The organism is Paenibacillus sp. FSL R5-0519, assembly GCF_037974275.1.
In the GTDB taxonomy this organism is placed as follows: domain Bacteria; phylum Bacillota; class Bacilli; order Paenibacillales; family Paenibacillaceae; genus Paenibacillus.
On record NZ_CP150234.1, the window covers coordinates 1,837,376 to 1,849,955 of the forward strand.

Genomic DNA, 12,580 nt, shown 5'->3' on the forward strand with positions numbered 1-12,580 from the left:
ATATTGTATAGAAGCGTGTGGAACGGAAAGAAGAGGAACAACAGGGGGCGGGAATGAATGAAAGTAAATACGAGCGAAGTTGCGGCACGAGGCATGAAAATCTCGGATTTTCAGACTAAGGATGTCATTAACATTACGGATGGTAAGCGCCTAGGTCAGATCAGTGACTTGGAGCTGGATCTGAAGCAGGGACGAATTGAAGCGATTGTTGTGCCGGGGTACAGCCGGTTTATGGGACTTTTTGGCGGGGGAACGGATCTGGTGATTCCCTGGAGAAATATTGTAAAGATTGGTTCGGATGTGATTCTTGTGAAGATGGATGAGGTGAAGGAAACCACGTATGACGAGCGTGATCGGGAAGCGCGTCTGTATGACGAACAGCAGCATAACCGCACGGAGCGTGTAGAACGCATTGAACGATCAGACCGTAATCAGCGTCGAACGATATAAAGGAGACAGAATGTGGCTCATTTGGTACACTGGAAGTGGTGAGGTGAGAGAATGGAACCCTTTGTATTGAATAAGGAATTACTTGAACGGACAGAGAACCCTAATTCAGATTTCGGTTCTGACCCGTTATTATTATATGTTGAGCCCTGGAGACAGCAGTTTGAACAGTTATCGGTCGGATTTACGACAAGACATGGGGGAGTCGGAAGTGTACCCTATGCTTCGCTTAACTGCGCTTATCATGTGGGGGATGATCCTGAAGTTGTGCTTAACAACCGCAGGCTTGTAACCGGGAAGCTTGGCTATGAAGCGGAGGCCTGGACCTGTGGAGAACAGGTACATGGCAAACATGTGGCTGTAATTAAAGCTGAAGATCGGAGCAGAGGATTACTTGATCGTCAGTCGGCGTTGCAGGATACGGATGGATTGGTTACAAATGTGCCGGGTGTGCTGTTGACTTCTTTCTATGCAGACTGTGTCCCGCTTTATTTCTATGACCCTGTGCAACAGGCCGTCGGTCTTGCTCATGCCGGTTGGAAAGGAACAGTCGCAGGTATCGCTGTATCCATGGTGGAGACGATGGAACGGGAGTACGGAAGTCGCAGACAGGACATTCGAGCTGCAATCGGTCCGTCCATTGGGGACTGCTGTTATGAAGTGGATGAGGCGGTTATGCAGCATGTACGGGTTTGGTTTGATGATTCCCCGGTTAATGATGAATACAAGGATTCTGCTTCTAAAAAAGCATATCGATCCTTAGATAACGGTAAAACGATGTTAAACTTGAAAGAATGTAATCGACACATTATGATGAAAGCAGGAATATTGCCGGATCATATCGAATGTACAACATGGTGTACAAGTTGTCATCCCGAATTATTTTTCTCCTATCGGAAGGAAAATGGTGTTACAGGGCGGATGGCGAGCTGGATTGGGCTGGAAGAGAGGTGACCCTCTGTGTCATTGGAGGAGCGTATACAACAGGTAAATCAGAAGATCGAGGATGCATGTCGGCGCAGTAACCGCCATCGTGATGATGTGAATGTGATTGCAGTCACGAAATATGTCTCACTGGAAACAACGGGATCGGTGCTGAATCATGGTCTTGAGCATATTGGAGAAAATCGGTGGCAGGATGCACAGGCCAAATGGGAAGCTTTTGGTCAACTGGGTACCTGGCATTTTATCGGTCATTTGCAGACGAACAAGGTGAAAGACGTGGTCGGGAAGTTTCGTTACATACATTCACTCGATCGTTTGTCGTTGGCGAAGGAGTTGGATAAAAAAGCAGCTTCACTTGGCATGCAAGTGGAAACGTTTTTGCAGGTGAATATTTCGGGTGAAGAGAGCAAGTATGGCTTACAGCCTGAACAGGCAAGTTCTTTTTTGCGTGATATTCGTTCGTTCAACAATCTCAAGGTCGTTGGCCTGATGACGATGGCACCTCATGAGGAAGATCCGGAGCTGACGCGTCCTGTATTTCGTGGATTGCGTGAGCTGAGAGATCAATTGAATGGACAGGCCCTTACAGCAGAGCCATTAACTGAGCTGTCGATGGGGATGTCCAATGATTTTGAAGTGGCCATTGAAGAAGGGGCAACCTGGGTACGGCTGGGATCGATTCTCGTAGGAAAAGAGGAGGGTTCACGATGGGCGTAATGAATAAATTTATGAATTTCCTCGGACTTCAGGAAGAGGAAGAGATTGTGGAACGTGAACGGATGGCTTCGCAGGAGGAAAATGAGGCTGAACAGCAGGAAGCTGAAACCTCCAGTCTCGATAAACGTAGAAACCAAAGGGGGAATAATGTGGTGAGCATTCATTCCCAGAAAAATGTTAAAGTTGTCCTGTATGAACCACGTTCTTATGACGAGGCTCAGGAGATTGCCGACCATCTGCGTTCGCATCGTACCGTTGTGGTAAACCTGCAGCGGATACGTCAGGACCAAGCGCTACGGGTTATAGATTTTTTGAGTGGCACGGTATACGCATTGGGTGGCGGTATTTCCAAAATCGGCGGAAACATTTTTCTCTGCACGCCAGATACGGTTGAAATTCAGGGATCAATTACGGAAATACTGGCTGACAGCGAGCAAGATTATAACAGAATGAGGTGAGCCACTTTTGTATCAGATTGAAAGCGTGCTGTACACGTTATACCAGATTTACTTTTACATGGTCATCGTCTACATATTGATGTCTTGGCTTCCCAATGCGCGGGAAAGCTTCATTGGTGAATGGCTAGGCAAGTTTGTGGAGCCATATCTAAGACCATTCCGTCGATTTATCCCACCTTTGTTCGGTGTACTGGATATTTCCCCGATTGTGGCGCTAATCGTTCTTCAACTTGCGCTTAATGGATTGATCTCCATACTTCGGTATTTTGTATATTAGGGTAGGGTGACATAGATGAGCGGTGAAATTTACGAACATTTTAGCCATGATGAGCGAGATTTCGTAGATAAGGCTTCAGATTGGGTTGAGGGTGCAGGCAAGTATCATGAGATGAAGCTAACTGACTTTCTTGACCCAAGACAGGTGTTTATCTTACAAACTCTTGTCAATCGTCGTAATGACGTACAGATTCGTCTGGATGGTGGTTACGAGGCTGCTGAGCGAAAGCGTGCGCTGGTTGCACCTGATTACATGTATCTGGATGATGAGGATATGGGTATGCAGGTGCTCAGCATCACGTCTGATGATCAGAAAATCTCAGAGCTGGAGCACGGGGACTATATGGGTTCCCTGCTCGGACTTGGGATGAAACGTGGAAAGATCGGGGATATCCAAGTGCTGGAGGACGGTTGCCATACAGTGGTGGCGGCGGAAACCGGCGCTTTTTTATCGCTTCAACTGAATCAGGTGCATCGGTTACATGTGTTCACAGAGTTGCTTCCTTTGGAACAGATGCGGTGGTCAGAGAACAAACTGGAGACGATGGACATTACAGTCGCTTCGCTTCGTTTGGATGGAATCTGTGCAGATGTATACCGGCTTAGTCGCAGTAAAGTGTTGGTGCCAATCAAAGCTGGACGCTGTCGTGTAAACTGGAAGGTTGAGGAAGATCCGTCCAAATCGCTTAAAGCGGGTGATGTCGTATCCATTCAGGGATTTGGCCGCTTCAAGGTCATTGAACAGGATGGGATGACCAAAAAAGGACGATGCCGAGTGAAAATCGGCAAATTTGCCTGAGTCTGTTGCAGGAAAATCCGCTTTCTTGTCGAAATGTTTATCATAAAGGTGTAGAAAATACGCGGTGTATCCGATATACATTAAGTCAAAGATTTATGCTGCAAACCTTCTCTGGACGGGAAGGAACTTTTACAGGAGGTGGACAGCATGCCATTAACGCCGCTGGACATACACAACAAGGAATTTTCCCGACGTTTGCGCGGGTATGACGAGGATGAAGTCAATGAATTCCTAGACCAAGTCATCAAAGATTACGAAGGCGTCATTCGCGAGAACAAAGAGCTGAGCAATCAGTTGCTGTCCGTTCAGGAAAAGCTGGATCATTTTGCAACGATTGAAGAAACGCTCAGCAAAACAATCATTATTGCGCAGGAAGCTGCTGATGATGTGAAGAATAATGCGAAGAAAGAAGCGCAGTTGATCGTGAAGGAAGCAGAGAAAAATGCAGACCGGATCGTGAACGAAGCGTTGGGTAAATCACGAAAGATTGCTTTGGAAGTAGAGGAACTGAAAAAGCAGGCATCGATCTATCGTGCCCGTTTCCGCACGCTTGTTGAAGCGCAGCTTGAACTGTTGACTCAGGATGGTTGGGAAGTGCTGGAGAGCCGGGAGCAGGAAGTGCGTGACCGTGAGCGGGAGATGAAAGAAATTTATTAGTCTGTCGCCTGGTTGACTTTTGTCTGCAAAGAGGCTATAACTATATTCATAATGAATAGTGATTCCATGACGGGTTCAGTACGTTATGATCTCATCCCTCAGAGAGTTGGTGGTTGGTGCAAACCAATGGATGAGTTATAGCCGAATATCTCCCCGGAGAAGTGACGCTGAAGCGGTGATCGTGATTGCCGTGTGTAAGCCGAACCGTAAGCCGTACGTTATAACGGCACCCTGCGGTAGTTTAGCGGGGCATAAGCGCTGTTGATGACAGAGCATACCCAGCTTGCCTGGATGTGGTTTGTGATGAACAGAATTAGGGTGGTAACGCGAGCATAGCCTCGTCCCTTTCCAGGGATGGGGCTTTTTTGTGTCCAAAAAAGGCGAACGTCCATGAGGCCCGAAGGTGCCTCAAGGAGAGAGCCGCCCGCCGGGAGAGCGAAGCACCCGGCACACAGGGTTCGCTAAGGCGAACGTCCATGAGGCCCGAAGGTGCCTCAGGGAGAGAGCCGCCCGCCGGGGAAGCGAAGCACCCGGCAACACCCGCCTCGCGGTAAGGCCATGCGGCGTTCACGCAGGGAACAAGCCGCAAAATGGCCGCCACCACGCACATAAACCCTCGCCCACAAGCGGCGCAACTGTCCCCCAATCGACAAGCCATCCCGGGTGTCCAGAGGGCGGAGCGCCTATGGGGTCCCCCTTGGCAAGGGGGATTTAGGGGGATTGAAACGCTTTTTGTGGACGGTCCACAATTTAACCAAAGAAAGGGAAGATGATCACCATGCAACGAGTTGACGTCAAAGAGAAGGCACGTGCCAGAGAATTACGCGTGTTGGATAAATGGAAAACGGAGAATACATTTAGAAGATCCATCGAAAACCGCGAGGGCAAGCCAAACTTTGTATTTTATGAAGGGCCGCCTACAGCGAACGGAAAACCGCATATCGGTCACGTACTGGGACGCGTAATCAAGGATTTCGTTGGTCGTTATAACACAATGAAGGGTTACCGTGTTGTTCGTAAAGCGGGTTGGGATACACACGGCCTGCCCGTAGAACTGGGTGTACAGAAGAAGCTTGGCATCTCCCACAAGTGGGAAATCGAAGATTACGGCGTAGAGAAATTCATTAACGAATGTAAAGCGAGTGTATTTGAGTACGAGCAACAATGGCGTGATCTGACAGAAGGTATCGGATATTGGACAGATATGGATAACCCATATATCACCCTTGATAACAACTACATTGAGAGTGTATGGAACATCCTCGCGACAATCCATGAGAAAGGCCTGTTGTATCGGGGTCACCGTGTGAGTCCGTATTGCCCATCTTGCCAGACAACACTGAGTTCCCATGAAGTTGCACAAGGGTACAAAGACGTCAAAGACCTGAGCGCTACAGCAAAATTCAAGCTGAATGACAGCGGAGAATTCGTGCTTGCCTGGACAACGACACCTTGGACGCTGCCTTCACACGTCGCACTTGCCGTGAATCCGGAAATGGACTACTCCCGTGTACGTCACGGGGATGAAGTGTACATCATGGCAACCAATCTGGTGGAGAAAGTGATGAAAGATACCAAGGGTGAGTATGAGATCATTGGTGCACTGAAAGGTGCCGATCTGGTTGGCAAAACGTATGATCCTCCGTTTAACTACGTACAGGCTGAGAAAGCCAACATCATTCTGGGCGCAGGCTTTGTAACGGATGCAAGTGGTACGGGTATCGTACACATGGCTCCTGCCCATGGTGAAGATGACTACCGTGTATGTCGTGAGAATGGAATCAGCTTTGTAAACATGGTGGACCTGGAAGGTAAATTTGTCGCTGAGGTTACTGACTTTGCCGGACGTTTCGTGAAGGACTGTGATATTGATATCGTACGATATCTGTCTGAGAATGGACGTCTGTTCAGCAAAGAAAAATATGAGCACAGCTATCCATTCTGCTGGCGTTGTGATACACCGCTTCTGTATTATGCAATGGACAGCTGGTTTATCCAAACAACAGCCATCAAGGACCAATTGATTGCCAACAATAGTGAGGTGGATTGGTACCCGGGTCACGTTCGTGAAGGACGTTTCGGTAAATTCCTTGAGGATTTGGTGGATTGGAACATCAGCCGTGATCGTTATTGGGGAACTCCGTTGAACATCTGGGTGTGCGAGGAGACTGGTGAACAATTTGCTCCACACAGCATTGCAGAATTGCGTGCTCGTGCGGTTGGTGATGTGCCTGAGAATCTTGAATTGCATAAACCATATGTGGATGACGTTAAAGTCATGAGCTCTTGTGGCAAATATGAAATGAAACGTACACCGGAAGTGATCGATGTCTGGTTCGACAGCGGCTCCATGCCGTTTGCCCAGCAGCACTATCCATTTGAAAATAAAGAAGTATTTGAACAGCAGTACCCTGCTGATATGATCTGTGAGGGAATTGACCAGACACGTGGCTGGTTCTACAGCTTGCTGGCGGTTTCCACCCTTTTGACAGGCAAAGCGCCGTACAAAGCAGTTATGGCTACAGGACACGTTCTTGATGAGAACGGACAGAAGATGTCCAAATCCAAAGGTAACGTTATCGATCCTTGGGAAGTAATTGAAGAATACGGTACTGATGCATTCCGCTGGGCTTTGTTGTCTGACAGTGCACCATGGAACAGCAAACGGTTCTCCAAAGGTATCGTGGGCGAAGCCAAATCCAAAATGGTGGATACACTGGTCAACACCCATGCATTCCTGACGCTGTATGCTACCATTGATGGATTTGATCCGCAGGAGCACCCGTTCCAACTGTCCGCACACAAGCTGGATCGCTGGATTCTGTCCAGGCTGAACAGTCTGATCCTCGTTGTAGAAAAAGCGCTGTTGGTTAACGACTATCTGAACTCCTCCAAAGCGATTGAAGCATTTGTCGATGAGCTGAGTAACTGGTATATCCGTCGTTCCCGTGACCGGTTCTGGGGAAGTGGCCTGACAGAGGATAAACTGGATGCTTACCGCACATTGACTGAGGTATTGGTGACTACTGCAAAACTGGTTGCTCCGTTTACGCCGATGCTTGCAGAAGATATCTATCTGAACCTTGCAACAGGCGAGAGTGTGCACATGGAAGATTATCCGGTAGCGAATGAATCGCTAATTGATGCAGGACTGGAACAGGATATGGAGACGGCTCGCCGTGTGGTTGAACTTGCCCGTAACGTTCGTAACGAAACAGGCATCAAGACACGTCAGCCGCTGTCCGAATTGATCGTTTCCCTGGATAAAGGCTTTGACCTGGCAAGTTATGAAGAGATCATCAAGGAAGAGATTAATGTAAAAGGAATCCGTACGGAGCATAACGATGCGGAATTCGTTGACTTTACATTGAAGCTGAACCTGAAAGTTGCAGGTAAGAAATACGGTAAAAACGTAGGATTCCTGCAAAACTTCTTCAAGGGAATGTCGGCTGATGATACGCGTAAAATCGTTTCGGAGGGTGTGCTGAACATCGTTTCTCCGGAAGGCGAAGAGCTGCAAGTGACGAGCGAAGAATTATTGGTTGATAAACAGGCCAAATCAGGTTTTGCTTCAGCATCGGGTTACGGTTTGACGGTTGCGCTTAATACTGAAATCACAGCAGCACTGGAACAAGAAGGCTGGGTTCGTGAAGTGGTTCGTGCTGTGCAGGATACCCGGAAACGACTGGACTTGCCGATTGAGAAAAGAGTACGTTTGACACTGGATGTGGATTCATCCCTACAGGAAGCTATTCAGGCGTTTGATGATGTGTTGCGTGAGAATGTTCTCGTAACCGAAGTGACATTTGGCTCGAATCAGTCCATGGAACGTGTTGAAGCCGGAGGCAAATCGATCGGTATTTACATCGAAGCATAATTCGAAGCATTTTCCATTCAACAGGGAGAGCATATAGAGCATAAACAAACGAGCCGCAGAGGCAGGGACATTTTCCCTAGTTCTGGGCTCGTTTGTTTTTTAGGCAAAAAGGAAATGATTCTATAGTGCAGTCAATCTATATTGATCAAAGGAACTGACCAAAACATGAGCGAACATGACAAGCAAACAGCAACGGCTACACCATCAACATCAGATCATCTGAATTCACATGACAAAATTGAAGAGCTGCATACCCTGACGAACCGTCTGGCGAATGAACTGGAACGTTCACGGATTGGGCAATACACAGAATTGCTGAACAGACCATGGAAATTAATCGGACTTAACTTGTTGTCTGGAGCCGCACGAGGTGTGGGGATCGCGATTGGGTTTACCTTTTTCGCAGCAACGATTATTTACGTTTTACAGTTACTCGGGGCGCTCAATCTTCCCATTGTTGGAGACTACATCGCTGATATTGTGCGTATTGTCCAGCGTCAGCTTGATATGAACACCTATTAAGCAATTAAGGTGAATGATATTAAGTTAGAGTTAGTAAATGTCATCCGTCTCCATATCCGGTTCTAACAGACCCTCGCCCTCACGGTTCTCCAGATACTGGCGATATTGCCGATTGCGCACGATGGAGACGTCATGACCATAGATGTCTGTTGCAACGAAGCTTTCGTACGCTTCAACGCAGCCCTCCACTTCATCGGTGGCTTCAATGGCCATAACATCATAGCTGTCGATATCTCGTCCTTCAGCCATGGCTGGCGAGTTCGATGTGCCCCAGCTTTCAACAATCTGCCAGGTGTCCTCACCATCGAAGCCGTTTTGATCATCACGCTCGTCCAGACTTGTTCTACCGAATGCCGGGGCGAGGAACTCTTCCTCTACAGGGCGGTTTTCGGAGACAACGGTTTCCGGTTGATGTTTTTTGCAGTATTTCGTGTAGGGAACAGCTTCCATGCGTTCATAAGGAATGGGTTGCTGGCAGACTGCACATGTACCATAATGTCCTTCTTCGATGGAGTGCAGTGCAGAATCGATTCGCTCCAATTGGAATTCATCATGTTCCAACAGGGAAATATCCTTTTCGCGCTCATACACTTCCGTGGCTAAGTCGCCAGGATGGTTATCAATCGGTGATAGTTCACCAGTCTGTAGTTTAAGGGAGTCTCCAAGGCCGTAATGCTCGTTTTCCGACAGTCTATGTTCAATATCGCGCTTATCGGACATCAGTTGAGAACGTAAAAAATGCTGTTGTTCAGCAGTAAAATGTGACATGATTTTCCCCTTTCTGATTTCATGCTGGAATCCGGATGTTGACTCTATTGTAGGATGTGCCATTATGGGCAAGATTACAGAAGGGAAATGTTATCGTTTTTGCCATGAGCATTGCGATGTAGCGCGTCGTGGACGATTTCCAAACAGCTGTGCTACAATAAACAAGTCTGGCGTAAGCCTGGTATCGTTTGGAAAAGACAAGAACGGAGTGACAAACAAACGTGGTGTATTATATCCTCGCTTTTATCGTATTTTTATTGGATCAGGGAACCAAGTATCTGATTGCAACCCGGATGGAACTCAGAGAAGAAATTCCGGTCATCGGCAATTTCTTTGTCATCACATCACATCGTAACTCAGGAGCAGCTTTTGGCATTCTGCAGGACCAGCGTTGGTTCTTTATCGTGGTTACGTTGATTGTGGTCGTTGCCTTGATTTGGTATTTGCAAAAAGTAAAAGATACCCCGCACAAATTGCTGCCTGTGGCGCTTAGTTTGGTGCTTGGTGGAGCAATTGGCAACTTCCTTGACCGGGCATTGACCGGAGAAGTTGTGGATTTTGTACAACTTAATTTTGGAAGTTATACGTTTCCCATTTTTAACATCGCAGACTCGGCAATCTGCATCGGTGTAGCGTTGATCATTGTGGAGACGTTACTTGAAGGACGGCGCGAAAAAGCTGCCGCGAAGATTGAAGGGAATGAACATCATGAGTAATCCGAATAAGGAACAGATTAACGACGAAGAACTAATGAATGGCAATGAACGTATGGAATGGACCGTTGCCGCTGAACATAAAAAAGAACGAATTGACAAATATATTACGGAAGCCGTGGATAACGTATCTCGCTCCCAAGTTCAATTGTGGATCGGGGACGGAATGGTTACGGTAAATGGTGCTGTTGTCAAAGCCAATGCCAAGTTATCCGAAGGCGATCTGGTGGAGTTACAGATTCCGGAACCAACTTCTGTGGAGATCGTTGCTGAAGATATTCCACTGGAAGTGGTATATGAAGACAGTGACCTGATCGTGATTAACAAACAGCGTGGTCTTGTGGTGCATCCAGCACCAGGACATACGTCGGGTACTCTCGTTAATGCACTCATGTATCATTGCAAAGACCTCTCGGGTATTAATGGCGAGCTGCGCCCTGGCATTGTGCATCGTATCGATAAGGATACATCAGGCCTGATCATGGCTGCCAAGAACGATCGCGCTCACGCATCACTGGCTGCCCAGTTGAAGGACCATACGGTGAACAGACGGTATATTGCGCTTGTTCATGGTCATCTTAACCATGATCAAGGGACTATTGATGCACCGATTGGACGAGATACCAATGACCGCAAAATGTATACGGTCACGGAACGTAACAGTAAACATGCCGTTACGCATTTTACCGTGACAGAGCGGATTAATGATTACACCTTGCTGGAATTGAAACTGGAGACAGGACGTACTCACCAGATTCGGGTTCACATGAAATTTATTGGTCACCCGCTTGTAGGAGATCCAACGTATGGACGTAATAAAGGCATTAAAATGCAAGGACAGGCTCTTCATGCGGCCATTCTTGGATTTGTGCATCCAACATCGGGAGAATACCTTGAATTTTCAGCTCCGCTTCCTCAAGATATGGAGGACGTTCTTGCTTCGCTACGCAGTCGTTAACAGCTCCAAGAAAGTACAAATGTTCGGATACTTTGTCCATGGCTTTGATCACGCAAATGCTTCATATTAAAGTGTAGAAATTTGCGTCAAATGAGGAGATGAACAACGTTATGAGTATCGATAAATATCAAGAAACTTACATTCAGACTAATTTTGCCGACCGTATCGGTGGCTCCAACTATGGTAAAGACACGAACATTTATAAATTTGAGAAAATCAAACGTGCCAAAGCTTCGGCCAAAAAAGATTTTCCCGATGTGGAACTGATTGACCTTGGTGTAGGTGAACCGGATGAAATGGCGGATGCAGGCATTGTAGCTGCACTTGCAGAAGAAGCTTCCAGACCTGAGAACCGTGGTTATGCCGACAATGGTATTCCTGAATTCAAGGCTGCTGCTGCTTCTTACCTGAAAAACGTATTTAACGTAGAAGGTATCGATGCTGATACTGAAATCGTGCACTCCATTGGTTCCAAACCGGCTTTGGCGATGATGCCTTCATGCTTCATCAATCCGGGTGATGTGACCATCATGACCGTTCCAGGTTACCCGGTTATGGGTACACACACAAAATATCTGGGTGGAGAAGTGTTCAACATTCAATTGACGAAAGAAAACAACTTCCTGCCTGATCTGACGGCTATTCCGGAAGACATCGCAAAGCGTGCGAAGTTGCTCTACCTGAACTACCCGAACAACCCAACAGGCGCAAGCGCAACGGTGGAGTTCTTCACTGAAGTTGTTGAGTGGGCTAAGAAATATAACGTAGTGGTTGTACATGATGCTCCATACGCAGCATTGACGTATGATAGCAAAAAACCGTTCAGCTTCCTGTCCGTACCTGGAGCGAAGGATGTCGGCGTAGAGCTGCACTCTCTATCCAAGTCCTACAACATGACGGGTTGGAGAATCGGATTCGTAGCGGGTAACCCGCTTGTAGTCAAAGCATTCAGCGACGTGAAGGACAACAATGACTCCGGTCAGTTCATCGCGATTCAAAAGGCTGCTGCTTATGGATTGAATCACCCAGAAATTACGGAGAAAATTGCAGAGAAATATTCCCGTCGTCACGACATGCTCGTTGCCGCATTGAACGAACTGGGCTTCCAGGCTGAAAAACCTAAAGGTTCATTCTTCCTGTATGTGGAAGCACCTAAAGGTGTGGTTGGCGGACGTCGCTTCGAATCCGGTGAAGATTTCTCCCAATTCCTGATCCGTGAGAAATTGATCTCATCCGTACCTTGGGATGATGCAGGTAACTTTGTTCGTTTCTCCGTAACCTTTGAAGCGAAGGGTGAAGAGGAAGAGAAACGTGTTATTGCTGAGATCAAACGTCGCCTGAGTGACGTACAATTCGAATTTTAATTGAAATGTAACACCCTCCCTATAGATTAAACATATGAAAACGAAGAGACCGGTAACGGTCTCTTTTTTTATGCTCATA

13 protein-coding genes and 1 other annotated feature are annotated in these 12,580 nt (G+C 47.2%); of the genes, 12 read left to right on the top strand and 1 reads right to left on the bottom strand.

What is annotated here, in order from left to right; all coding sequences use genetic code 11:
- Window positions 1–57 precede the first annotated feature (57 nt).
- The 9 genes from MKY73_RS08220 to MKY73_RS08260 all read left to right on the top strand — a co-directional run bounded on the left by MKY73_RS08220 (window position 58) and on the right by MKY73_RS08260 (window position 8,698).
- Window positions 58–450, top strand: coding sequence for a YlmC/YmxH family sporulation protein (locus MKY73_RS08220; RefSeq protein ID WP_339306754.1), 393 nt, complete (start codon window positions 58–60; stop codon window positions 448–450).
- Window positions 451–501: 51 nt separating this feature from the next.
- On the top strand, window positions 502–1,401 hold the full coding sequence (pgeF, locus tag MKY73_RS08225; RefSeq protein WP_339306756.1) for a peptidoglycan editing factor PgeF: 900 nt from the start codon (window positions 502–504) through the stop codon (window positions 1,399–1,401).
- 6 nt (window positions 1,402–1,407) lie between these two features.
- Entirely contained in the window at window positions 1,408–2,109 is a 702-nt protein-coding gene (locus tag MKY73_RS08230; protein ID WP_339306758.1) for a YggS family pyridoxal phosphate-dependent enzyme, read from the top strand.
- Window positions 2,100–2,567, top strand: a complete 468-nt coding sequence (locus MKY73_RS08235) for a cell division protein SepF (RefSeq protein WP_253439303.1) — start codon at window positions 2,100–2,102, stop codon at window positions 2,565–2,567. The genes MKY73_RS08230 and MKY73_RS08235 overlap by 10 nt, the downstream gene beginning before the upstream one ends.
- Window positions 2,568–2,583: 16 nt before the next feature.
- A complete protein-coding gene (locus MKY73_RS08240; protein WP_090810047.1) occupies window positions 2,584–2,844 on the top strand; it encodes a YggT family protein in 261 nt (86 codons plus the stop codon).
- A gap of 15 nt (window positions 2,845–2,859) precedes the next feature.
- Window positions 2,860–3,642: a YlmH/Sll1252 family protein gene (locus MKY73_RS08245; RefSeq protein ID WP_339256407.1), complete on the top strand. Its 783-nt coding sequence runs from the start codon at window positions 2,860–2,862 to the stop codon at window positions 3,640–3,642.
- 147 nt (window positions 3,643–3,789) lie between these two features.
- Window positions 3,790–4,299, top strand: a complete 510-nt coding sequence (locus tag MKY73_RS08250) for a DivIVA domain-containing protein (RefSeq protein ID WP_339235898.1) — start codon at window positions 3,790–3,792, stop codon at window positions 4,297–4,299.
- Window positions 4,300–4,356: 57 nt separating this feature from the next.
- Window positions 4,357–4,648: a binding site (T-box leader), on the top strand.
- A gap of 429 nt (window positions 4,649–5,077) precedes the next feature.
- A complete protein-coding gene (ileS, locus tag MKY73_RS08255) occupies window positions 5,078–8,176 on the top strand; it encodes an isoleucine--tRNA ligase (protein WP_339306759.1) in 3,099 nt (1,032 codons plus the stop codon).
- A 165-nt stretch (window positions 8,177–8,341) separates the two neighbouring features.
- Window positions 8,342–8,698 carry a DUF5665 domain-containing protein gene (locus MKY73_RS08260; RefSeq protein ID WP_339306761.1) on the top strand — a complete coding sequence of 119 codons (357 nt, stop codon included), beginning with the start codon at window positions 8,342–8,344 and terminating at the stop codon, window positions 8,696–8,698.
- 30 nt (window positions 8,699–8,728) lie between these two features.
- Here the strand turns inward: MKY73_RS08260 and MKY73_RS08265 are convergent, their stop codons facing one another.
- The gene (locus MKY73_RS08265) at window positions 8,729–9,466 is read right to left on the bottom strand and encodes a TraR/DksA C4-type zinc finger protein (RefSeq protein WP_339306762.1); all 738 of its coding nucleotides are present in this window, start codon (window positions 9,464–9,466) and stop codon (window positions 8,729–8,731) included.
- 221 nt (window positions 9,467–9,687) lie between these two features.
- On the opposite strand from MKY73_RS08265, the gene lspA reads away from it, so the two are divergent.
- From lspA to MKY73_RS08280, 3 genes are all read left to right on the top strand, one after another.
- Entirely contained in the window at window positions 9,688–10,182 is a 495-nt protein-coding gene (lspA, locus tag MKY73_RS08270) for a signal peptidase II (RefSeq protein ID WP_091028497.1), read from the top strand.
- Window positions 10,166–11,137 (top strand): RluA family pseudouridine synthase, encoded by a 972-nt coding sequence (locus MKY73_RS08275; protein ID WP_339308527.1) that lies wholly within the window; start codon window positions 10,166–10,168, stop codon window positions 11,135–11,137. The genes lspA and MKY73_RS08275 overlap by 17 nt, the downstream gene beginning before the upstream one ends.
- A gap of 110 nt (window positions 11,138–11,247) precedes the next feature.
- Window positions 11,248–12,501, top strand: a complete 1,254-nt coding sequence (locus tag MKY73_RS08280; RefSeq protein ID WP_339306764.1) for an LL-diaminopimelate aminotransferase — start codon at window positions 11,248–11,250, stop codon at window positions 12,499–12,501.
- Window positions 12,502–12,580 lie beyond the last annotated feature (79 nt).